Source organism: Marinobacter halodurans, assembly GCF_004327985.1.
GTDB lineage: Bacteria > Pseudomonadota > Gammaproteobacteria > Pseudomonadales > Oleiphilaceae > Marinobacter_A > Marinobacter_A halodurans.
In genome coordinates, this window is record NZ_SJDL01000029.1 from 32,995 (window position 1) to 54,039 (window position 21,045).

Below are 21,045 nucleotides of genomic sequence, written 5' to 3' on the forward strand. Positions count from 1 at the left end.
TTATGCTGAGCGCCGCCGAATGGGACGCCATCCGCATCAGCCTGCAGGTCGCCGGCAGTGCCGTCGCCTGGATCATCGTGCCCGGTATCGCCCTGGCCTGGCTGATGGCGCGGCGGGATTTCCCCGGCAAGTCAGCACTGGACGGCCTGCTGCACCTGCCGCTGGTGCTGCCACCGGTGGTCGTTGGCTACCTGCTGCTGCTCGCCCTGGGACGGCGCGGTGTTATCGGGCAATGGCTCGACCAGACCTTCAACATCCAACTGCCCTTTACCTGGCAGGGCGCAGCCGTGGCGGCCGGGGTGATGGCCTTCCCCCTGCTGGTACGCTCCGTCCGGCTATCCCTGGAGGCCGTGGACACACAGCTCGAAGCAGCCGCGAGCACACTGGGGGCCAGCCGTTGGCGGGTGTTCCGCACGATCACCCTGCCACTGACCCTGCCCGGCCTGCTGACCGGCGCCGTGCTGGCATTCGCCCGTGCCCTGTCGGAATTCGGTGCCACCATCACCTTCGCCGCCAACATTCCCGGCGAGACCCGCACCCTGCCGCTGGCGCTCTATACCCTGATACAGACGCCCGGAGCCGAGGGCGCCGCCGCCAGGTTGTGCATCCTGTCCATCGCTATCGCCATGGCGTCACTGATGATTTCAGAATGGCTTGCGCGGCGGGCGCGGCAACGACTGCGGGGGCGGGATGACGGATAGGCAACCGAAGGATGCCGGACTGCGTCTTCAGTTGGACCATCGCCCCGGCGATTTCCACCTGCAAACGGCCCTGGACCTCCCTGCCCACGGTGTCACCGCCCTGTTCGGGGCTTCCGGTAGTGGCAAGACCAGCCTGCTGCGACTGATCGCGGGCCTGGACCGGCCGGACAGCGGAACCCTCCACATCGGTGGCGACTGCCTCGTGGATACCGGCAACAGGACCTTCGTGCCGCCCCACAAACGCCGCCTGGGGGTGGTGTTCCAGGAAGCCCGCCTGTTCCCGCATTACCGGGTCCGCGGCAACCTGACCTACGGCATGCCCCGACCGGATCCGGAGCGGTTTGCATCCATCGTGTCCCTGCTGGGTATCGACCACCTGCTGGATCGCTTCCCGGCAACCCTGTCCGGCGGCGAGGCCCGACGCGTTGCCATCGGCCGCGCCCTGCTGAGCGAACCGCGCATGCTGCTGATGGATGAGCCCCTGACCGGCCTGGATGGCCCACGCAAGCAAGAACTGCTGCATTTCATCCTGCGCCTGACCCGCGAGATCGCAATTCCCATCCTATATGTCAGCCACGACCCGGAAGAACTGACGGCGATCGCCGACCACCTGGTCCTGATGCATGAGGGCCGGGTCCTGGCCAGCGGGCCGCTGGACGACCTGCTGATGCGGTTCGATCTCACGGCGGAGCTGGGTGGGTTCGATGCGGCTTCGGTGATCGAGGCTGAAGTGGTCGGGCAGGATGTCAACTATGGCCTGACGTTGCTGACGCTGAACGATGGCCAGCATCTGACCATCCCGGCGGTGGATGCCGCTGTCGGCGAACGGCTGAGACTGCGGATACCGGTCCGCGATGTCGCCCTGGCACTCGCCCCCCATTCCGGCTCCTCCTACCGCAACCAGTTGCAGGCCACCATCACCGACACGGCCGTGCTACCCGATAATCCGACCGCCATCGAAGTCCGGTTGCAACTGGGCAACCAGTCGTTGCGGGCGCGCCTGACCCGGAAATCGTTTGAGGAACTGGCACTGGACGCGGGGCAGGAAGTGACGGTGCTGGTGAAGACCGTGGCGTTTGCACTGCGACGCTAACCCCACGGCGGGGCATCATGGCGTCGACGATACCGCAGCCCCGGGCATAAAAAAGCCCCGAGGCAGAGTCGGGGCGCAATAGGCAAAACAACAGAGTAACCTGAAGGTGGGCCGGTCGGACCGGCCCGTTAGACGTTTTTCTCCAGTCCGGCCGGAATCAGAACGACATCTTGGCCGAGGCCATGACCTGCTCGTACTGACTGCTGCCGCCGTCGGCAATGTTGCCGAAGTCCCAATAGGCGTACTCGAGACCCAGTTGCAGTTTGCGATTCGCCTGCCAGATCAGGTTGGCGTGAACCGACGTGGAAGTGTCGAAATAGCTCAGCGTGCCGTTGGCCCCGGGTGTGGCCACCGGATTGGTCAGGTCGCTGACGATTTCCGTGTGCGAACCCACCAGGTTCGAACGCCAGGTCGCAGACCAGTAGTGGCGATAGGCCACCGTGGCACCGTAGCTCTTGAGCGCCTTGACCTCACCGCCGCCCTGGGCCGCGAGATCCACGTCGGGATAGGTGAACAGACCCATGTAGCGACCCAGTGCACCGTAGCTGTATTGCATACGCAGATCGTCACGACCAATGGTCGGGATACGGGCGCTCAGCGAGACGGCACCGGCCAGTTGCTCGTCATCGGATGCATCGTCTTCCAGGTTGCGCAGGACACCGGCGACGGAGTAGAAGCCGTACTTACCGCGAATCTGGTAACGGGCCGTCAGGTCCGGATAGGACTGGTCATCGTAGGAATTGCTTCCGTAACCGTCTTCCGGGTTTTCCAGGGCCACCATGAATTTACCGCCAGGCGCCGCCATGCTGTAGCGGATCATCGGCTGGGTGGTGTAGATGAACGCCGCCATCTTACCCTGGTTCAGGATTTCCGGCAGGGCCGCCAGATCGGTGAAGGTGGTATAGGTCTGACCGAAATCCCATCCGTTCCAGTTACCGTAGGCCTGGCGCAGGCGGGGCGCGTAGCTGTTGGAAACGACTTCGTTGCCCGGCGCGTCGATGGCCTGGTTGAAGTCCATCTCCAGATAGGTGCGCAAGTCGTGACCGGCCACATCGTCCGTTTCCGTACCGATGCTCAGACGCGACTCGCGCGCCGAGAAGCCGGTCTTCCAGCTGTTGTTATCGGACGCCGCAGCCTTGGCAAAGGTTCTGGGTAGACCAACGGAGTAGGTGTTCAGCGTGCCATCGCCGCCAGAGCCGGTAATCACATCGGCCTTGATGAAACCACCGAATGAAATCGTGGTCTCGCCGATCTTCAGGCCGTCGCCCTCACGCAGGATATAGGGATTGTCTTCATTCAGCTCCGGAGCCGATGCCACGGCACCTTTAAGCGTCTTTTCCAGTTGGTCCACGCGCTGGCGCAGTTGTTCCACTTCATCGCTTTGTGCGCTCTGGGAATCCTGGGCGAAAGTGGCGGTGGACATGACGGCCATCAGCGGCAGGCCTGCCAGGGCAATGGCGCGGGTGAGGAGACGTGCGCTGAATGACGCGTTTCTTATTGTCATTGCAAACCTCGTTTTATGTCTTGTTGTGTTTGGAAACCCGGAGTCCGGCCAGCTTCCGGCAGCCTGTCTGCCACCAGCGATGGACGGGCTTCCCTTGGGTGCGTCTTTATTTTTATTACTTCGGCTGGCTTTTGGTTTGTTATTCAACGTTATGTTTCGCCAAGCGGTATCTAAGTGAGCACTAGTTTCGCCTAGCAATACCAGCTTCTGCAATTCCGAATATAGACAAAGCAGTTTCCATTCACAACCTTTTAAAACTAAATTTTGCTGATCGACGTATAGGTATCGACGATTTGGCACATTCACAGCGATTGACACAAGAACAATCATGATTCATCCTTCGTTTAATTCTGCTATGCGGTACCATCTTTCACAACACAAATAAGCGCCATCGACGGCGTGAAGATGTCGACAGACAGAACAATGAACCGAGAGGTTGATCAATGAACATGAACTACACGGCCGACGAACTGGCCTTCCGGGATGAAGTCCGGACCTTCCTCGAGGAGAAACTGCCGGCCGATATTGCTGCCAAGGTCAAAGAGGGCCGCCGGATGAGCCGGGCCGACCACGAGCGCTGGCAACAGATCCTGGTCAAGCAGGGCTGGTACGCCACCCACTGGCCGGAAGAGTACGGTGGTGTGAAATGGACCGCCGTTCAGAAGCACATCTGGGACGAAGAGTCTTGCCGTTACGGCGCGCCCCGCTCCATCCCGTTCGGGGTCAACATGGTCGCCCCGGTCATCATCAAGTTCGGCAGCGAAGAGCAGAAGCAGCATTACCTGCCGCGCATCCTGAGCGGTGAGGACTGGTGGTGTCAGGGTTACTCCGAGCCCGGCTCCGGTTCTGACCTGGCGTCTCTGAAGACCCGTGCGGTGCGCGAGGGCGACCACTACATCGTCAACGGCCAGAAGACCTGGACCACCCTGGGTCAGCACGCCAACATGATTTTCTGCCTTGTGCGCACCAACACCGAGGTGAAGGCCCAGGAAGGCATTTCCTTCCTGCTGATCGACATGAAAACCCCGGGCGTGACCGTGCGTCCGATCATCACCCTGGACGGCGAGCATGAGGTCAACGAAGTCTTCTTCGACGACGTCAAAGTGCCGGTGGAAAACCTCGTCGGTGACGAAGACAAAGGCTGGACCTACGCCAAGTACCTGCTCACCTACGAGCGCACCGGTCTGGCGGGCATCGGTGCTTCCAAGGCGGCCCTGAGCCACCTGAAAGCCATTGCCGGCCGCCAGAAGAAGAACGGCCGTCCGCTGATCGAGGATCCGACCTTTGCCCAGCGCGTGGCCCAGGTGGAAATCGACCTGATGGCGGCCTCCATCAGTAACCTGCGCATCATCGCTTCTGTCGAAGGCGGCGGTGTCCCGGGTGCCGAGAGTTCCATGCTGAAAGTCCGTGGTACGGAACTGCGTCAGGCCATTACCGATCTGTCCCGTCGCGCCCTGGGTCCCTACGCCCAGCCGTTCGTGGAAGAAGAGCTGGCTCTGGAATTTGAAGGCGACCACCTGTCCGATCCGGACGGCGCTGCGCTGTCACCGCAGTACTTCAACATGCGCAAGCTGTCGATCTTTGGCGGATCCAACGAGATCCAGAAGAACATTGTCACCAAGATGATTCTCGGACTGTAAGGAGGCACCCATGGACTTCAACCTGAATGAAGAGCAGCAGATGCTGCAGGACACCGTGGCGCGCCTGGTCCGCGGTGAGTACGAATTCGAAAAGCGTCTGAAGTACAGCGAAAGCGAGCTGGGCTACAGCGAAGAGTTCTGGAAGCAGCTGGGCGAACTCGGCCTGTGCGCCGTGCCCTTCCCGGAAGAATTGGGCGGCTTCGGCGGCTCCGGGGTGGACGTGCAGTCGGTCATGACCGAACTGGGGCGCGGCCTGTGCCTGGAGCCTTATATGCAGACGGTGGTTCTCGGCGGCGGCCTGATCAGCCAGGCCGGCAACGACAACCAGAAAGAAGAGTGGCTGAGCCGCATCGCCACCGGCGAGATCAAGATTGCCGTGGGCCTGGACGAGCCCCAGAGTCACTACAACCTGAACGACGTCGAGACCCGCGCTGAAAAATCCGGCAGCGGCTACGTTCTGAACGGTCGCAAGGGCGTCCTGATCGGCGGTCACGCGGCCGACCTGATCCTGGTCTCTGCCCGTACCAGCGGCGACAGCCGCGATGCGGACGGCCTGTCCCTGTTTGCCATTGATCCCAACGCCGAAGGCGTTGAGCGTCGGGTCTACCCGACCATGGACGGCGCCAAGGGCTGTGATGTGTTCCTGAACAACGTCCAGGTCGGTGCTGACGCGCTGATCGGCGAGGAAGGCCAGGCAGGGGCAGCCATCCACTACCAGACCGGTCGTGCCGTGGCGGCACTGTGTGCCGAAGCGGTGGGCGCGATGGAAGAAGCGATCAAGCTGACCCTGGACTACCTCAAGACCCGCAAGCAGTTCGGTGTGCCCATCGGCAAGTTCCAGGTCCTGCAACACCGCATGGTGGACATGAGTTCGGAACTGGAGCAGGCCCGCTCCATGTCGATCCTGGCCGCCAGCGTGGCTAACGATGACGCCAGCGACGAGCGCGACCGCATCCTGGCCGCGGCCAAGAACGTCATCGGCCGCGCCGGTCAGTTCATCGCCGAGCAGTCCATCCAACTGCACGGCGGTATCGGCATGACCTGGGAATACAGCCTGGCGCATTACGCCAAGCGTCTGATCATGATCAATCACCAGTTCGGTGATGACGATTTCCACCTGGAACAGTACGCGAGCCTGCTGCAGGCCTCGTAACCAGGCACGTTCTCTGTGCGAGGAGCCGGGTCTCAGACATCCTCTGGATGTCATACCCCTTAGAGACCCATTTCGGGGCAGCTTTTGCTGCCCTTTTTTAATCATGGCGGTGACAGGTGGTTTGTAGCCTGCTGAGTTCAGTGCAGGAAGCGAAGGGATGCCCTTGCCTACGTTGCATTAGACGGCCGGGACGTCCATGTCCCTCCTTCAGCATGAACATCCCTTCGCTTCTTCCCGGCTGACGAGATAGAGCGACTCCGTTCATCATGAAATGACCGAATCACAATCAAAGTGATATAGCCGGAGACACTCCGGCTCCACCTCATGAAGGAGGCCTTATGCAAGTCCATCAAGAACAAGAGCAAGACAAGGCATTACGGAAGCAGGAATGGCAGGCCCGCTGCGATCTGGCGGCCGCCTATCGTCTGGTGGCACTGTTTGGCTGGGACGATCTGGTGTTCACCCACCTGTCCGCGCGGGTGCCCGGACCGGAGCACCATTTCCTGATCAACCCCTATGGCCTGCTGTTCCACGAGATCACCGCGTCCTCGCTGGTGAAAGTGGATCAGGACGGCAATGTGGTGGAAGCCGGCGGACTGGCGCGGGTCAATCCGGCGGGCTTTACCATTCACAGCGCGATTCACATGGGCCGCGAAGACGCCGGTGCGGTCATGCACCTGCACGCCGCCGATGGCGTGGCCGTATCCGCCCACCGCGACGGTCTATTGCCGCTGAGCCAGACCGCGATGCTGTGCCTGGATCACGTGGCCTACCACGACTACGAGGGTGTCGCCCTGAACCTGGACGAGCGCGATCGCCTGATCAACGATATTGGCGACAAATCGATGCTGATCCTGCGCAATCACGGCATTCTAACCGCCGGTCACGACGTGCCGGAGACCTTCACCTACCTCTATTTCCTGATGAAGGCCTGTGAAATCCAGGTGAAGGCGCAGGCCTGTGGACCGACCTTCATGCCGTCGGATACGGCGATCGAGACCACCCGCGAGCAGTCCCAGTCGCTGGGTAAGGCGGCCAGGCTGACCTGGCCGGCCCTGTTGCGGATGCTGGACAGCAAGAATCCGGGGTACGCCGTTTAAGGCGCTCCCGAGGGTGTAGCCGATGCTTTAGCTTCGGAGGAGCCGCCAGGCTCCCGAATGACCCCGGCGGACTGTCGTCCGCTCCGAAGCTGAAGCGTCGGCTACATTAAAAGCTATGATCAGGCCTTGCGAGTCGGGTCCTCAGCCACCCGAACCAGCATCTTGCCCCGATTCTTCCCTTCCAGCAGCCCCTGGAACGCACTCACCGCGTTCTCCAGCCCGTCCACGATGTCCTCCTGATACTTGACCTGACCTCTCTGTATCCAGCCTGCCATGTCCTTCAGGAAGTCCGGCTGACGCTCGATGTGATCGGTCTGGATGAAGCCGCGCAGCATCAGCCGCTTGACCAGCACCTTGCCCATGAACGGAATCAGGCGGTCCGGCCCTTCCGGCAGTTCGGTCTGGTTGTAGTGGGCAATCCGGCCGCAGACCGGAATCCGGGCGAACACGTTCACCCGCTTCATCACCGCATCGAATACCTTGCCGCCGACGTTCTCGAAATAGACATCAATGCCGTCCGGGCAGGCCTTGTCCAACTGCGCTTCGAAGTCATCGTCCTTGTAGTTCACACACGCATCGAAGCCGTAGGCCTCGACCACGTGCCGGCACTTGTCTTCGGCGCCGGCCACGCCGACCACGCGGCAGCCCTTAATCCTGGCGATCTGCCCGACCACCTGCCCAACGGCACCGGCCGCCGCCGAAACCACCACGGTTTCACCCGCCTTCGGCTGCCCCAGGTCGAGCAGGCCCACGTAGGCGGTGAAGCCGGGCATCCCCATCACGCCTACGGCGGTTCTGATCGGTGCGGCCTTCGGATCCAGCTTGCGCAACGATTTGCCCGGAGCTGTCGCGTAGGTCTGCCAGCCGGCATGGCTGAAGACGATATCGCCCGGTTCGAGGCCATCGAAACGGCTTTCCACCACTTCGCTGACGGTGCCGCCGGTCATCACATCGCCCACAGACACCGGATTCGCGTAGGAGGCCGCGTCCGACATGCGCCCCCGCATGTAGGGGTCGAGCGACAGGTAAATCGTCCTGAGCAGCACTTCACCCTCCGTCGGCTCCGGCATGGGCGCCTCCTGCAGGACCAGGTGGCGCTCGTCCGGCATGCCGGTGGGGCGGGCGGCGAGGATAATCTGCTGATTCGTGGCCATGGTCATATTCTCCTTTATCGATGACGCCAAACCGGTTGCACCCGGCTGGCGGGTTGGCGAGAATGAATTTGAAATCAAGTATTACAGTGCGAAACTAACTCCAACAAAAAGGACGTGACATGAAAGAGATTGCCCTGGCTGACCTCTCTCAATACACCGGCCAGTTGATCGGCCACAGTCCCTGGAAAACCGTGTCCCAGGACATGATCCAGGCCTTTGCCGACGCCACCGGCGACCATCAGTGGATCCACGTGGACGTGGAGCGTGCCAAACGGGAGGCGCCCTGGAAAAGCCCGGTCGCCCATGGTTTCCTGACCGTATCGCTGATTCCCCTGCTCAACCAGGGTGTCATCCACGTGACCGGCACCAGCGCCAGCATCAACTATGGCCTCAACAAGCTGCGCTTTCCCGCCGCCGTGAAGTCCGGCTCTGCGATTCGTACGGAAGTGACCCTGAAAGAGGTCACCGCCGTGGACGATCAGCGTGTGCTGGCCGCCTACACCACCACGGTGCAGATCGACGGTGAGGACAAGCCGGCCTGCGTGGCGGAAAATCTGGTGATGTACGTGCGCTGAGCCCTATTAGATGTCGACCGGGGGCGCCTTGCGGCGCCTCAGAAGCTGAAGCGTCTGCTACAGACTCGAGTTAACGTAACGGTGTAGCCGACGCTTTAGCTTCGGAGCAGCCTGCAAGGCTGCCCGCCCCATCAACCGCAGCTCAGCGTCCACAAAAAAGGGGCCACGAAAGGCCCCTTTTTCACTTAGGCAACTTACTCCTCGATCGGCTTCTGCTCGATCTTGCCGTCTTCCACCACAGCTAGCGTGGTTTCAGTGACGAAGCCGCCCTTGTCAGTCACTTCGGAGACCTGATAGGGGTTATGCGCCTCGTTGAGCTTCTGCATGGCCTCGCTCATCTTGCCACGAACCGCTTTGGCATCGGTCGTGCCGGCCAGCTGCATGGCCTTCACCAGACCGTACATCGCGGAGTAGTTGTAGGCTGCTTCAGAGCCCGGCGTCTTGTCGTACTCGGCCTTGTAGCGCTTGATGAAGTCGTTCGCCGCGTCGGTGCCGTAGATCGACAGCGGCACCACGCCGATAGCGCCTTCCAGTTGGTCGACACCGCCGGCCACGTCGGCCATCTCATCCAACTTGGCCTGATCCATGACGATGAAGCCACCCTGGAAACCCAGCTGACGCGCCTGCTGCACCACCAGGCCGGTCGGCTCGGAAGCGCCGCCAACGAACATCACGTCCGGCTGGGACGCCACCAGGCGGCTGACCCCGGTGTAGAAATCGGCGGACTTGTTGTAGTCCATGGCATTCTCGGCCACCACTTCGCCACCCCTGGACTCCCACTCGTTCTTGATCATCTTGGCCCAGATCTTGGCGTACTCGTGGGTTGCGCCACCCCTTGCCTTCATGCTTCAGGGCATAGCTGCTGAATGCCCGGACGTAGCCGTCGAAGGTCGGCGGAATCCGGATGGTCAGGCTGTTGCCCTTCTCGGTAACCGTCGGGACACTGGTGTACGCCATCACCATGAAGTCGTCTTTCTCGTTGAAGTCCTGCAGCGCGAAGACGCCACCGGAGTGCGGCACGAAGATGGCCGGCACGTTGGATTCCTGCTTCAGGCGCTTGGCGTTGGTCGCCGCCTGGGCCGGGGAATAGCGATCGTCTAGGGAGATCAGATTGACCTTGTAAGTTTCCCCGTTGATCTTGAAACCGCCGTTGTCGTTGATTTCACCCGCGGCCATGCGCAGGCCGGACAGGACGTTCTCACCGTACAGGGCGGCACCGCCACTGAGCGGGCCGGTAAAGCCGATGTTGACGGTGGATTCCGCCATGGCACCGGTGGAGAGACCCGCACCCAGTGCCGCGACTGCGACCGCACGACCAAGAGTTTTCAGCATTTTCATTGTTTTCTCCTAGGGTATTGCGTCTGTCTTGTTGTTGGATTTATCGCTTGTCCAGGTAGATCACGTTGTGTCGTCGGCACACTAGGCGCCGATGTATGCCTTGCGCACCTCTTCATTGCCCAACATGGTGTCCCGGTCGCCTTCCATGACCAGTTGGCCGTTCTCCATCACGTAGGCCCGGGTGGCAATCTTCAGGGCGGCAAACGCATTCTGTTCCGCCAGCAGCACGGTGGTGCCGAGGCGATTGATTTTCTGGATGGTTTCGAACATCTGGCGCACGATCAGCGGCGCCAGGCCGAGCGAGGGCTCGTCCAGCATCAGCAGGCGCGGACGGCTCATCAGCGCGCGGCCGATGGCCACCATCTGCTGCTGGCCGCCGGACAGGGAGCCCGCCGGCTGGTCCGCCTTCTCCCGCAGGATGGGGTAGAGCTCCAGCACCTCTTCCAGGCGCTGCCGGTTGCCGGCCTTGTCCCGGCGATGGACGTAAGCGCCCATCATCAGGTTCTGCTGGACGCTCATCATCGGGAACAGCTTGCGGCCTTCGGCACACTGCACGACGCCCGACGACACGATCGCGCTGGGCTTGAGGCCGTCCAGGCGCTTGCCCTCAAACTCGATTTCGCCCGCGGCCGGCTTGTTGAGGCCGCTGATGGCGTTGAAGAGACTCGATTTGCCGGCACCGTTGGCGCCCAGCAGCACCACCAGCTCGCCGGAGTCGACACTCATCGAGACGTTGGTCAGCGCCTTGAAGCTGCCGTAGCAGACATCCACATTCCTAAGCTGCAGCATCTTCGTCACTCCCCAGGTAGGCTTCGATCACAACCGGGTTTTCCCGGATCTCCGTCGGGGTGCCTTCGGCGATTTTCTCGCCGTGATCCAGCACCATGATCTTGTCGGCCAAGCCCATGATCATGTCCATCTTGTGCTCGATCAGGCAGACCGTGAGGCCGTGGTCGACCATCTTGCGCATCAGGTCGGCCAGCCCTTCGGTCTCCTCCGGGTTCACCCCGGCGGCGGGCTCATCCAGCAGCACGATCTTGGGATCGGTGGCCAGCGCCAGGGCGAAGGCCACGCGCTTGCGCTCTTCCTGGGTGATGTCCGCGATCAGCCGGTTTTCCACATGGTTCAGGCCAACGAAGTCGAGCACTTCCCGCGCCTTGTCGCGGCAGGCTTTCTCCTCCCACTGCAGGCGTTTGGAGTTGATCAGCACGTCCCACAGACCGGACTTGGTGCGCAGCCGGTGGCCGACGATCAGGTTGTCCAGCACCGAGGCCTGCTCGAACAGGTTGGTGGTCTGGAAGGTGCGGCCCACGCCGCGCTGGGCGATGTAGTCGCAGCGCAGCGGTGTGATGTCCTCACCGTCAAGGATGATGCGCCCGGAGGTGGGCTTGTGGGTGCCGGCCACCAGGTTGAAGAAGGTGCTCTTGCCGGCGCCGTTGGGCCCGATGATGGCGTTGATGCGGTTGGCCTCGAACTCGACGGACACGTCGTTCACCGCCGCCAGGCCACCGAACATCTTGGTCAGGTTCTCGATCTTAAGCATTGTTCTCGACCCCCTTACCCGTGGCGATACGGCTCTCTTTCTGCTTGGCCGCCGGCAAACCGGCGTCCAGCGTCTTGCGGTGCAGCCAGCCCAGGAACGAACCGACAATGCCGCGGGGGAAGAAGATGACCAGCACCACCAGCAGCGGGCCGAACAGGATCATCCGGTACTCCTCCAGGAACTGCAGGGACTGGGTGAGCCAGACGATGCCCACGGTGCCGACCAGCGGACCGGACAGGGTGCCGATACCGCCCGCCAGCAGGTAGGTGATCATGTCGAAGGTGTGGAGGATGTTGCCGTCCTCGGGCCCGATGAAGCGCACCATGCCCGCGTAGAGCGCTCCGGCCATCCCCGCGTAGGTGGTGGACAGCACGAACGCCAGGGTCTTGTTGCGCATCAGGTTGATGCCGAGCGACTGCGCCAGATCGTCCCCGTTGCGGATCGCCATGAAGGTGCGGCCCAGCAGCGAGCGGGACAGCTTGCCCATGAACCAGATGGCAAAGATCAGGAACGCCAGCACCAGGTAATAGAAGGGCGTGGTCTCGGTGAAGTCCACGATTCCGAAGCCGTGCGGCGCGGCGATGTCACGTACGCCGATCGGGCCGTGGGTCAGTTCCTCCCACTTGTCGGTCAGCATGTACATGATGAAGCCGACGCACAGGGTGAAGATGGCGAAGTAATGTTCCTTCAAACGCAGGGATACCACGCCCACCAGGAAGCCGATGAACGCCGTCATCAGCAGAGCCCCGACGAACGCCGGCCAGAAGCTCCAGCCGTAATCCCCCGTCAGCAGCCCCAGGGTGTAGGCCCCGAGGGCAAAGAAGCCCCCGTGGGCCAGGTTCAGCTGGCCGCAGTAACCAGTGATGATGTTCAGGCCGTAGACGGCGATTGCCCAGATGAAGGCCGACGCCATGACGTACACCTGGTACTCGTTCCTGGCGATCAACGGGAACACCAGGGCGAGCACGATCAGCAGGTACTTCGCCGCCGGACGGGTCATAAAGGAAGCCAGTTTCAACATGATCAGTGCGCCCCCTTCGCGAACAGGCCTTGCGGACGTACAGACAGGATCACCACGAGCAGACCGAACGCGATGATGTCCTTGTAGCTGCTGGAGATGTAGAAGCCGCCGAAGGCCTCGGCGAAGCCGATGATCATCCCGCCGACGATGGCGCCGGGTATGCTGCCCATGCCACCGAGGATGATGATGACGAAGGCTTTCATGATCACCACGTGTCCCATGGCCGGGTAGACCAGGTTGATCGGTGCGTAGAGGGTTGCGGCAAAGGCGGCCAGCATGCCGGAGATGGCGAACGTCATCATCGCCACGCGGTTGGCGTCGATGCCCACCAGGAAGGCCCCTTCCCGGCTTTGCGCCATGGCGATGATGGTGGCGCCGGTCATGGTCTTGCGCAGGAACAGCTGCAGCGCTACGACCAGTACGATGGCGCCGACGATGATCAGGGCCCGCTGCTCGGGAATGATCAGGCCGTCAAAGTTCATGATGCCGGTGAACGGCGACGACATGCGGCGGAAATCCGCGCCCCAGAACATCTGCACCACCGCTTCCAGGAACAGCAGGATGCCGATGGCGGCGATCTTGTCGTGGATCGGTGGCGAGTGGCGCAGGGGATGGAAGACCAGGCGTTCACAGAGAACCGCCAGCACCGCGACGACGGCGGCCGAGCCCAGCATGGCGACCCAGTAATGGACACCCAGATCCACCATGAAGAAGTAGGACATGAACGCGCCGACCATATAGAGCGCGCCATGGGCGAAGTTGGGGATATGCAGGATACCGTAGACCAGCGTCAGACCGAGAGCCACGAGTCCGTAGATGCTACCGAGTGTCAGCCCGTTTACGATGTTCTGGAAAAAGAGGTTCAAATCAGCCTCCTTCCTGGCAAGTTGTTGTTATTGGATGCCGCAGGTTTTTTGACCAGCGGAAGTTGTTATCAAAATTGGAACCGCAGGTTTGGTTTTTTGTTTTGAGACGTTTTAGTTTTTGTTTCACCTTTTATCAAGAGTACACTCAGCAGAAACTCTGTCAATATACAGAATGCAATTCCACTGTGCGGACCATTGATAAGTTTTTTACCGTTATAGTGAAACTGAATCGGGGCAAAAGGGGCCATAGCCCGGAACGGCCGGCAAAACCGGTCATTCCGGGGAAAGACCCGTTTAGGGATGGGATAGAGCCTAATTCTGGACGCATTCAGCGCCCGGTCAGGCCTCCTTTTGCCACTCCTGCTCCTGCAGTGCCCGCCACATCACCTTGCCAGTGGGGGACTTGGGTAGCTCGGAGACAAATTCGACATGCTGGGGCACCTTGTAGGCGGACATCTCCTCACGGCACCAGCTCACGATGTCGTCGACCGTGGTGGTGTCTTCCGCCTCCGGCGTCAGCACGATGCACGCCTTGACCGTCTCGCCCCGCTTGGGATCGGGCGCGGAAATGACACAACATTCGTGGATGGCCGGATGGCGGTATATCAGGCTTTCCACTTCCGACGGCCACACCTTGAAGCCGGACGCGTTGATCATCCGCTTCACCCGGTCGACCATGAAGAAGTAGCCTTCCTCGTCGTAGTAACCCAGGTCACCGGTGCGGAAGAACCGTTTGCCATCGATCTCGACAAACGCCGCTTCGGTTTCGGCCGGACGGTTCCAGTAACCGATGGTCACCTGAGGGCCGTTGCTGACGATCTCGCCGACCTCACCCGGGCCTTTCTCCTGCAGCGTTTCCACATCGATGATGCGGGAGTCCACGTCGAACACCGGAATGCCCAGGCATTGGGCCTTGGGGGCATCGGACGGGTTGATGTGGGTGGCCGCCATGGTTTCGGAGAGACCGTAGCCCTCGATGTAGTCCAGGCCGGTCAGTTTCTTCAGCTTGTCAGCGATCGCCGCCGGCATGGCCGCGCCACCGCCTCCGATGGTCTTCAGGCTGCTGATGTCGTAGTTACCCAGTTCCGGGTTGGACAGGAAGTCCACCGCCATGGTGACGATGTTGGTCCAGCCGGTGACCTGGTAGCGTTCGATCAGTCTGGCGGCGGTATTGCGGTCCCAGCGGGTCATGATGACCGAGGTGGAGCCACTGTAGATCGGGCTGTTCATGGACCCGGTCATGCCGGTCACGTGGAAGAACGGCAGCGTCGCCAGCTGCACGGTATCCGCCGTGCTCAGGTTCCAGAACGCGCGGTGAACGGCAGTCGCCATCACGCCCCGATGCACGTGGGTGCAGCCCTTGGGGGCACCGGTGGTGCCGGAGCTGAACGGGATCACCGCGATGTCGTCGGGACCGGCCGTATGGGGCGCCGGCGCCTTGTTCGCGCGGATGGCGTCCTGCCAGTCGGTCAGGCCGGTGCCTTCCACCGGCTCGGCCGGCGCCGCCACTTCCGGCGGCAGGTTCAGGTCGGTTTCTTCACGCAGGTAGCGGCTGTAGGCGGTGACCACCACTTCCTTCAGGTGCGTCTCGCCCACCAGCGGCGCGATGAAGCCTGCCAGCTCCTGGCCGGCCAGACAGAACTCGGCTGAGGTGTCGCTGATGTAGTGCTCCAGCTCCGCGGCCCGGTTCATCGGGTTCACCGGGATCACCGCCGCATCGGCGCGCAGGATGGCGTAGTAACCAATCACATACTGGGGCGAGTTCTGCATGTACAGCAGCACCCGGTCGCCTTTCTTCAGGCCCTGCGCCTGCAGGTAGCCGGCCAGGGCCTCGACCTCATCCAGCAGTTCCCGGTAGGTGATCACCGTGTCGTAGTAGATGATGGCCGGGTGATCCGGATAACGCAGGGCGGAAATCGCCAGGTTGGTAAACACACTGGTGTTGGGCAGCGTCATGGTCTTGGGCAGATCGCTCGGCCAGACCCCGTGGTGTCGTGTAAACATAGTGTTGTTCTCCCCTCTCCGGCCGGACAGCCGGACCAACTATCGTCTGTTAAACCGATTCAATGGCAAACGCGGCCGGACCACCGGGCAGCGGTGCCTGGCTACGCAGTGGTGTGACGGCCACGGCCTGGTCGCGCAGGACGGTGACGTCCATATCCGGCGCGATAATATGCTTGGAACTGCGCTCGAAGCTGAGCCACCAGTAGGGCAGGCTGCGCCCGTCCTGGCCGGGCAGCAGTCGCGTGCGCTGGATGGAACCGCTGGACTGGCGCGCCCAGCGCACTTCGCTGATATCCCCGGCTGCACAGGCCGGGAAATTGATGTTCCAGCAGGGCTGCGGGTGCTCGTCCGGCGCCCACAAGGATCGGATCACGGATTCGCCATGTTGCTCGACCGGCGACCAGTCAATGCCATCGCGATTCAGGAAGGCCTGACTCAGGGCCATCGCCGGCACCCCCATATGCTGGGCGGTGAGTACCGCGCCCACGGTGCCGGAATACTGCACCGAGTCACTGATGTTGGCGCCGCAGTTCACGCCCGACAGCACCAGGTCCGGCGGCGTTTCGCCGAACCATTCCGCCATGGCAAACAGCACGCAGTCCGCCGGCGTCCCCGACAGGGCAAACCGGCGTTCGCTGCCGTCCTGGGCGTAGAGCCGCAGCGGTGAATGCAGGGAAATGCTCTGCCCCGCGCCACTGCGATCGTGCTCCGGGGCAACGACCCAGACTTCTTCCGCCAGATGACGGGCGATCTTTTCCAGGACCGCCAGCCCCGGCGCGTTGATGCCGTCATCGTTGGTGATCAGGATGCGACGTACAATGGGTTCACTCATTCCGCGACTCCCCGGTTGCCCTGTTGGGCGATCCGCCAGCCGGCGTCGGCCAGCATGCTCGCCCGCTTGCCCACTTGCAGGGCATCGGCGTTACTCGCATTCCCCTGCAAGGCCCGGGCGTAGACGCCCTGGACGATGGACGCCAGACGGAACAGGGAAAACGCCAGGAACACGTGCCAGTCGGCAATGCCGGAGCGACCGGACTGACGACAATAGCGTTCGATGGTTTCCTGCTCGTCGGGAATGTTCAGGGCTTCCAGATCCTCACCAACGATACCGCGCGAACCTTCCAGGTCCATGGGCAAATGATAAGGCAGGCAGTAATAGGCCAAGTCCGCCAGGGGGTGCCCCAGCGTCGACAGCTCCCAGTCCAGGATTGCCGCCACCCGGGGTTCGTCCGGGGCCAGCATCAGGTTGCCGAGACGATAGTCGCCGTGGGCAATGGCCGTTTCGTCGGTGGCCGGCAGGTGATCCGGCAGCCAGGCCATCAGCTTGTCCATGGCCGGCATCTCGTCAGTCTTGGCCGCCAGGTACTGCTTGGTCCAGCGGGATACCTGGCGCGCGACGTAGCCCTCAGGACGGCCGAAGTCGCCCAGGCCGACGGCGTTCACGTCCACCGCGTGGAGCCGGGCCAGGGTGTCCATCGCCGCCTCGTGCACCGGCCGGCGTTCTTCCCGGTCCAGCGCCCGCAACGCCGGGTGACTGACCACCCGGCCCGGCGTGAAGTCCATAATATAGAAGGGTGTGCCGATGACGGACGCGTCCTCGCACAGCACCCGCGCCTGCGGCACGGGCACATCGGTGTGGTCGGACAGCGCCCGGACGACCTTGTATTCCCGCTCCACCATGTGGGCGGACGGCAGGGTCTTGCCCGGTGGCTTCTTGCGCAGGACATAACGCCCGCTGTCGGTGTCCAGCAGGAAGGTGGGGTTGGACTGCCCGCCCTGGAACTGTTTCACCTCAAGCCGATCGCCGATGTCCGGCATCGCCTGCCGGAGCCAGGCTTTCAGTTGTTGCTCGTCGAACCGGTGGGCGTCGAGGACGTCCACCAGCTCCGGGTCGAGATTCGCGTGCACAGACATCGTCACCTCACCCCGCGGTTTCGCCGCCGTCCGCCACGATCACCTGACCGGTGATGTAGGCGCTGGCCGGTGTTGCCAGGAAGACCGCCAGCCCGGCGATGTCGACCGGCTCGCCGATGCGACGCAGCGGGGTTTTCTCTTCCACCCGCTTGAGCCGTTCCGGATCTTCCACCAGCGCCTTGGCGAAGTCGGTGCGTACCAGGCCCGGGGCGATGGCGTTGACCCGGATACCCTTCGGCCCCCACTCGACCGCCAGGTTACGGGCCAGGGCCGCTTCCGCCGCCTTGGACACGCCGTAGGTACCGATCACGGTGTTGCCGCGGATGCCGGCGATGCTGGACAGCAGGATGACCTGCCCATCACCGCGCTCGGCCATGTGCGGCAGCACCATCTGGGTCAGCCAGAAGGTGCCCTTCACGTTGGTGTCCATGATCTTGTCCCAGGCGTCGTCGGTCATGTCCTGGGTGGGGCCATAGACCGGGTTGGTGGCGGCGTTGCACACCAGCACATCAATGCGTCCCCAGGTGGACAGGGTCTTGTCCACGAGGTTCTGCAGGTCGTCCTTGCGGCCTACGTGACAGGGCACGGCAATCGCCTCGAAGCCCTGCTCTTTCAGTTCGCCGGCGACCTGTTCGCAGACCTCGGCCTTGCGGCTGGAAATCACGACTTTCGCGCCGGCGCGGGCCATCTCCTCGGCGATGGAGCGGCCGATGCCCTTGGTGGAACCGGTGATCAGGGCCACCCGGCCGGTCATATCAAACAATGGATTGCTCATGCTCGGGCCTCCTGATCAGTGTGTTTTCGGGTAATTACGCAGTTCGAGTTTGGCAATCGAATCCAGATGCACTTCATCCGGACCGTCCGCCAGACGCAGCGTACGGACCTGGGCCCAGGCCGCCGCCAGGAAGGTGTCCTGACACACGCCCATGGCGCCGTGGACCTGGATCGCGCGATCCAGAATGCGCAGCGCCATGCTCGGTGCGGCGACCTTGATCATCGCGATTTCCTGACGGGCCACCTTGTTGCCGACGGTGTCCATCATGTGCGCCGCTTTCAGGGTCAGCAGACGGCACTGCTCGATCTCCAGACGGGAGCGGGCAATGTCCTTGCGGATGGAATCGAACTGGGCCAGCGGCTTGCCGAAGGCTTCCCGCTCGTTGACCCGCTGGCACAGGGCTTCCAGCGCGCGCTCGGCGACGCCGATGGTGCGCATGCAATGGTGAATCCGGCCCGGCCCCAGACGACCCTGGGCGATCTCGAAACCGCGACCCTCGCCCAGCAGCATGTTGCTGGCCGGCACGCGGACGTTGTTGTACTCGATCTCGGCGTGGCCGTGCGGCGCGTGGTCGTAGCCGAACACGGTCAACGGACGGATGATCTTCACGCCCGAGGTGTCCAGCGGCACCAGGATCATGGACTGTTGCTTGTGCTTTTCCGCCGACGGGTCGGTCTTGCCCATGACGATGGCGATCTTGCAGGTGGTGGTCATGGCGCCGGAGGACCACCACTTGCGACCGTTGATGACGTACTCGTCGCCCTCGCGACGAATCTCGCAGCCAATGTTGGTGGCGTCGGACGAGGCCACGGCCGGCTCGGTCATGGAGAAGCAGGAGCGGATCTCACCGGCCAGCAGCGGTTCCAGCCACTCTTTCTGCTGCTCGGGCGAGCCGTAACGGGCGATGGTTTCCATATTGCCGGTGTCCGGCGCGGAACAGTTGAACACTTCCGGAGCCATGTGGGAGCGCCCCATGATTTCGCACAGGTGGGCGTACTCGAAGTTGGTCAGGCCAGCGCCGTAGTCGCTTTCCGGCAGGAACAGGTTCCACAGGCCAGCGGCCTTGGCCTTGCCTTTCAGCTCCTCGAGGATCGCGGTCGGCGCCCAGCGGTTTTCCGCGTTCTCGATCTGCTCGTGGTGCAGGTGCTCGTTCGGGTAGATGTGCTCGTCCATAAAGGCCAGCACTTGCTCGCGCAGAGCCTGAGCTTTCTCGGAAAGTTCAAACATGTCGTTGTGCCTCTTGCTGTCGTTGTTGGGGCAGTTCAGGGGTGGTGACGCCGTCAGATGGGCACGCCTTCCGGTGATTCACTGCCGGAACGGATACGGAACGTGCCTTCGCCGATGGCCAGCAGGTTGCCCTGGTCATCGCGGACTTCGCCGGTACTGTTGAAAATGCGGCTGCCGCCGGCACGCTTGGTGCCGGTGACGGTGATGGTGCCGCCGCTGCACTGACCGGTGAACGACGTGGTCAGCGACAGGGTAATGGCCTTGCGCATGCGACCGGGATACGGGCAATAGGTACCGGCCTGGGCCAGGGCGATATCCAGCAGCGAGGTCAGCACCCCGCCGTGGATGACGCCGGCCAGATTCAGGTGATGCGGCTGCAGCTTTACAGTGATCACCGCTTCGTTTTCTTCCCAGGAGGCCTGCTCATAGCCGAGCACCTTGTGGAAACCCGGCAGATCCTTGCTATCCAGATATTCAGGGGTGGTGACGTCAGACATCAGACTTTCATTCCCGGCAGATTCAGGGAGGCGGTATTGCCTCCGTCCACGGGCAGCGCCTGCCCGGTGATGTAGCTGGCATCGTCGCTGGCCAGGAACAGGATGGCGGCGGCGATTTCCTCGGGGTTGCCGTAGCGTCGCAGTTCACAGCGCGCGCCCAGCTTGTGGGCTTTCTCGTTGGCGCGGGCGTAATCGAAGATGGGCTGGGTCATGCCGGTTTCGATCAGGCCCGGGCACACCGCATTGACGCGGACGTTGTCGCCACCGAGGTCGCAGGCAGCAGTCTGGGTCAGGTTGATCACGCCGGCTTTGGACGCGCTATAGGCATTGCCGCCCGCGCCGGAGCGGATCCCCGCTACGGATGCCGTATTGACGATGCTGCCCAGACGGCGGGACTGCATGTGCGGTGCCACATGCTTGATGAAGAGCATCGGCCCGATCAGGTTCACCCCCAGGATGCGCTCCCACTCGTCGCGATTCTGGTCGGTGATCGGCGGGTGCGAACCCGCCACGCCAGCGTTGTTGCAGAGGACGTCGATCTGCCCCCAGCGCTTGATGGTGTCTTTGACCAGCGCCTCGACAGCCGCCTCGTCGGACACATCCATGACTTTGCGCAGGTACTCGGTACCTTCCGGCAGAGCGCTGGTGGTTTCCATCAACCCGGCTTCGGCCTGATCCACCAAAACCAGGTAAGCTCCTTCCCGCGCCAGTCGCAGGGCCGTGGCTCGTCCGATACCGCTACCCGCGCCGGTGACCATCGCCACCCGTCTCTTGAAACGCATCATGCGGATGCTCCTTTTGTTGTTCTTGGTCACCCTTATAAAGGGCCTCCCAGCTGTGCCAGATCACGAAGCCGGGAACCGCAAATAGGAATTCGGGTTTTAATTTGTCACGCCTGACACTTTTGAGTCAATATATTCGGAAGTTAATTTCACTAGTT

General features: G+C 62.2%; 20 protein-coding genes and 1 pseudogene. 6 read left to right on the plus strand and 15 right to left on the minus strand.

Annotation, left to right across the window (positions count from 1 at the left end; translation table 11 throughout):
• Nucleotides 1-2: 2 nt before the first annotated feature.
• Together modB and modC are read left to right on the plus strand one after the other, a co-directional pair.
• Nucleotides 3-701 carry a molybdate ABC transporter permease subunit gene (gene modB / locus EZI54_RS16645; RefSeq protein WP_131483014.1) on the plus strand — a complete coding sequence of 233 codons (699 nt, stop codon included), beginning with the start codon at nucleotides 3-5 and terminating at the stop codon, nucleotides 699-701.
• Nucleotides 691-1,794: a molybdenum ABC transporter ATP-binding protein gene (gene modC / locus EZI54_RS16650; RefSeq protein ID WP_131483015.1), complete on the plus strand. Its 1,104-nt coding sequence runs from the start codon at nucleotides 691-693 to the stop codon at nucleotides 1,792-1,794. The genes modB and modC overlap by 11 nt, the downstream gene beginning before the upstream one ends.
• Nucleotides 1,795-1,951: 157 nt before the next feature.
• Here modC and EZI54_RS16655 read toward each other — a convergent pair whose 3' ends face one another.
• On the minus strand, nucleotides 1,952-3,298 hold the full coding sequence (locus EZI54_RS16655) for a DcaP family trimeric outer membrane transporter (RefSeq protein WP_242674504.1): 1,347 nt from the start codon (nucleotides 3,296-3,298) through the stop codon (nucleotides 1,952-1,954).
• A 443-nt stretch (nucleotides 3,299-3,741) separates the two neighbouring features.
• Between EZI54_RS16655 and EZI54_RS16660 the strand changes: the two genes are divergently transcribed.
• The 3 genes from EZI54_RS16660 (at nucleotide 3,742) to EZI54_RS16670 (ending at nucleotide 7,191) form a co-directional block, all read left to right on the plus strand.
• On the plus strand, nucleotides 3,742-4,938 hold the full coding sequence (locus EZI54_RS16660) for an acyl-CoA dehydrogenase family protein (RefSeq protein ID WP_131483016.1): 1,197 nt from the start codon (nucleotides 3,742-3,744) through the stop codon (nucleotides 4,936-4,938).
• A 10-nt stretch (nucleotides 4,939-4,948) separates the two neighbouring features.
• The gene (locus EZI54_RS16665; RefSeq protein ID WP_131483017.1) at nucleotides 4,949-6,091 is read left to right on the plus strand and encodes an acyl-CoA dehydrogenase family protein; all 1,143 of its coding nucleotides are present in this window, start codon (nucleotides 4,949-4,951) and stop codon (nucleotides 6,089-6,091) included.
• Nucleotides 6,092-6,429: 338 nt separating this feature from the next.
• Complete coding sequence (locus tag EZI54_RS16670) at nucleotides 6,430-7,191, plus strand: class II aldolase/adducin family protein (RefSeq protein WP_131483018.1); 762 nt, start codon at nucleotides 6,430-6,432, stop codon at nucleotides 7,189-7,191.
• Between the two features lie 119 nt (nucleotides 7,192-7,310).
• On the opposite strand, the gene EZI54_RS16675 is transcribed toward EZI54_RS16670, so the two are convergent.
• Nucleotides 7,311-8,345, minus strand: a complete 1,035-nt coding sequence (locus EZI54_RS16675; RefSeq protein WP_207389248.1) for an NADP-dependent oxidoreductase — start codon at nucleotides 8,343-8,345, stop codon at nucleotides 7,311-7,313.
• A 119-nt stretch (nucleotides 8,346-8,464) separates the two neighbouring features.
• On the opposite strand from EZI54_RS16675, the gene EZI54_RS16680 reads away from it, so the two are divergent.
• Nucleotides 8,465-8,920, plus strand: a complete 456-nt coding sequence (locus EZI54_RS16680) for a MaoC family dehydratase (RefSeq protein ID WP_131483020.1) — start codon at nucleotides 8,465-8,467, stop codon at nucleotides 8,918-8,920.
• 194 nt (nucleotides 8,921-9,114) lie between these two features.
• Here the strand turns inward: EZI54_RS16680 and EZI54_RS25300 are convergent, their stop codons facing one another.
• The 13 genes and pseudogenes from EZI54_RS25300 to EZI54_RS16740 all read right to left on the minus strand — a co-directional run bounded on the left by EZI54_RS25300 (nucleotide 9,115) and on the right by EZI54_RS16740 (nucleotide 20,890).
• Nucleotides 9,115-9,765, minus strand: coding sequence for an ABC transporter substrate-binding protein (locus tag EZI54_RS25300; protein WP_278248731.1), 651 nt, complete (start codon nucleotides 9,763-9,765; stop codon nucleotides 9,115-9,117).
• A 49-nt stretch (nucleotides 9,766-9,814) separates the two neighbouring features.
• Nucleotides 9,815-10,258, minus strand: a pseudogene (locus EZI54_RS25305) (ABC transporter substrate-binding protein); the annotation flags it as partial.
• Between the two features lie 81 nt (nucleotides 10,259-10,339).
• Nucleotides 10,340-11,047, minus strand: coding sequence for an ABC transporter ATP-binding protein (locus EZI54_RS16690; RefSeq protein WP_131483021.1), 708 nt, complete (start codon nucleotides 11,045-11,047; stop codon nucleotides 10,340-10,342).
• The gene (locus EZI54_RS16695; RefSeq protein WP_123635579.1) at nucleotides 11,034-11,801 is read right to left on the minus strand and encodes an ABC transporter ATP-binding protein; all 768 of its coding nucleotides are present in this window, start codon (nucleotides 11,799-11,801) and stop codon (nucleotides 11,034-11,036) included. The genes EZI54_RS16690 and EZI54_RS16695 overlap by 14 nt, the downstream gene beginning before the upstream one ends.
• A complete protein-coding gene (locus EZI54_RS16700) occupies nucleotides 11,794-12,822 on the minus strand; it encodes a branched-chain amino acid ABC transporter permease (protein ID WP_131483022.1) in 1,029 nt (342 codons plus the stop codon). The genes EZI54_RS16695 and EZI54_RS16700 overlap by 8 nt, the downstream gene beginning before the upstream one ends.
• A 2-nt stretch (nucleotides 12,823-12,824) precedes the next feature.
• Nucleotides 12,825-13,688, minus strand: a complete 864-nt coding sequence (locus EZI54_RS16705) for a branched-chain amino acid ABC transporter permease (protein ID WP_131483023.1) — start codon at nucleotides 13,686-13,688, stop codon at nucleotides 12,825-12,827.
• 339 nt (nucleotides 13,689-14,027) lie between these two features.
• The gene (locus tag EZI54_RS16710; protein ID WP_131483024.1) at nucleotides 14,028-15,692 is read right to left on the minus strand and encodes a long-chain fatty acid--CoA ligase; all 1,665 of its coding nucleotides are present in this window, start codon (nucleotides 15,690-15,692) and stop codon (nucleotides 14,028-14,030) included.
• A 49-nt stretch (nucleotides 15,693-15,741) separates the two neighbouring features.
• On the minus strand, nucleotides 15,742-16,524 hold the full coding sequence (gene surE / locus EZI54_RS16715) for a 5'/3'-nucleotidase SurE (RefSeq protein ID WP_131483025.1): 783 nt from the start codon (nucleotides 16,522-16,524) through the stop codon (nucleotides 15,742-15,744).
• A complete protein-coding gene (locus tag EZI54_RS16720; protein WP_131483026.1) occupies nucleotides 16,521-17,606 on the minus strand; it encodes a phosphotransferase in 1,086 nt (361 codons plus the stop codon). Before EZI54_RS16720 ends, surE begins: the two co-directional genes overlap by 4 nt.
• A gap of 7 nt (nucleotides 17,607-17,613) precedes the next feature.
• Nucleotides 17,614-18,381 (minus strand): SDR family NAD(P)-dependent oxidoreductase, encoded by a 768-nt coding sequence (locus EZI54_RS16725; protein WP_131483027.1) that lies wholly within the window; start codon nucleotides 18,379-18,381, stop codon nucleotides 17,614-17,616.
• Between the two features lie 15 nt (nucleotides 18,382-18,396).
• Nucleotides 18,397-19,608 carry an acyl-CoA dehydrogenase family protein gene (locus EZI54_RS16730; RefSeq protein ID WP_131483028.1) on the minus strand — a complete coding sequence of 404 codons (1,212 nt, stop codon included), beginning with the start codon at nucleotides 19,606-19,608 and terminating at the stop codon, nucleotides 18,397-18,399.
• A gap of 53 nt (nucleotides 19,609-19,661) precedes the next feature.
• Complete coding sequence (locus EZI54_RS16735; protein ID WP_131483029.1) at nucleotides 19,662-20,105, minus strand: PaaI family thioesterase; 444 nt, start codon at nucleotides 20,103-20,105, stop codon at nucleotides 19,662-19,664.
• Nucleotides 20,105-20,890: an SDR family NAD(P)-dependent oxidoreductase gene (locus EZI54_RS16740; RefSeq protein WP_123635588.1), complete on the minus strand. Its 786-nt coding sequence runs from the start codon at nucleotides 20,888-20,890 to the stop codon at nucleotides 20,105-20,107. The genes EZI54_RS16735 and EZI54_RS16740 overlap by 1 nt, the downstream gene beginning before the upstream one ends.
• Nucleotides 20,891-21,045 lie beyond the last annotated feature (155 nt).

Coding starts and splice junctions, on each gene's coding strand:
- modB (WP_131483014.1), top strand. CDS start 3: ATGCTGAGCGCCGCCGAATGGGACGCCATCCGCATCAGCCTGCAGGTC.
- modC (WP_131483015.1), top strand. CDS start 691: ATGACGGATAGGCAACCGAAGGATGCCGGACTGCGTCTTCAGTTGGAC.
- EZI54_RS16655 (WP_242674504.1), bottom strand. CDS start 3,298: ATGACAATAAGAAACGCGTCATTCAGCGCACGTCTCCTCACCCGCGCC.
- EZI54_RS16660 (WP_131483016.1), top strand. CDS start 3,742: ATGAACATGAACTACACGGCCGACGAACTGGCCTTCCGGGATGAAGTC.
- EZI54_RS16665 (WP_131483017.1), top strand. CDS start 4,949: ATGGACTTCAACCTGAATGAAGAGCAGCAGATGCTGCAGGACACCGTG.
- EZI54_RS16670 (WP_131483018.1), top strand. CDS start 6,430: ATGCAAGTCCATCAAGAACAAGAGCAAGACAAGGCATTACGGAAGCAG.
- EZI54_RS16675 (WP_207389248.1), bottom strand. CDS start 8,345: ATGGCCACGAATCAGCAGATTATCCTCGCCGCCCGCCCCACCGGCATG.
- EZI54_RS16680 (WP_131483020.1), top strand. CDS start 8,465: ATGAAAGAGATTGCCCTGGCTGACCTCTCTCAATACACCGGCCAGTTG.
- EZI54_RS25300 (WP_278248731.1), bottom strand. CDS start 9,765: ATGAAGGCAAGGGGTGGCGCAACCCACGAGTACGCCAAGATCTGGGCC.
- EZI54_RS16690 (WP_131483021.1), bottom strand. CDS start 11,047: ATGCTGCAGCTTAGGAATGTGGATGTCTGCTACGGCAGCTTCAAGGCG.
- EZI54_RS16695 (WP_123635579.1), bottom strand. CDS start 11,801: ATGCTTAAGATCGAGAACCTGACCAAGATGTTCGGTGGCCTGGCGGCG.
- EZI54_RS16700 (WP_131483022.1), bottom strand. CDS start 12,822: ATGTTGAAACTGGCTTCCTTTATGACCCGTCCGGCGGCGAAGTACCTG.
- EZI54_RS16710 (WP_131483024.1), bottom strand. CDS start 15,692: ATGTTTACACGACACCACGGGGTCTGGCCGAGCGATCTGCCCAAGACC.
- surE (WP_131483025.1), bottom strand. CDS start 16,524: ATGAGTGAACCCATTGTACGTCGCATCCTGATCACCAACGATGACGGC.
- EZI54_RS16720 (WP_131483026.1), bottom strand. CDS start 17,606: ATGTCTGTGCACGCGAATCTCGACCCGGAGCTGGTGGACGTCCTCGAC.
- EZI54_RS16725 (WP_131483027.1), bottom strand. CDS start 18,381: ATGAGCAATCCATTGTTTGATATGACCGGCCGGGTGGCCCTGATCACC.
- EZI54_RS16730 (WP_131483028.1), bottom strand. CDS start 19,608: ATGTTTGAACTTTCCGAGAAAGCTCAGGCTCTGCGCGAGCAAGTGCTG.
- EZI54_RS16735 (WP_131483029.1), bottom strand. CDS start 20,105: ATGTCTGACGTCACCACCCCTGAATATCTGGATAGCAAGGATCTGCCG.
- EZI54_RS16740 (WP_123635588.1), bottom strand. CDS start 20,890: ATGATGCGTTTCAAGAGACGGGTGGCGATGGTCACCGGCGCGGGTAGC.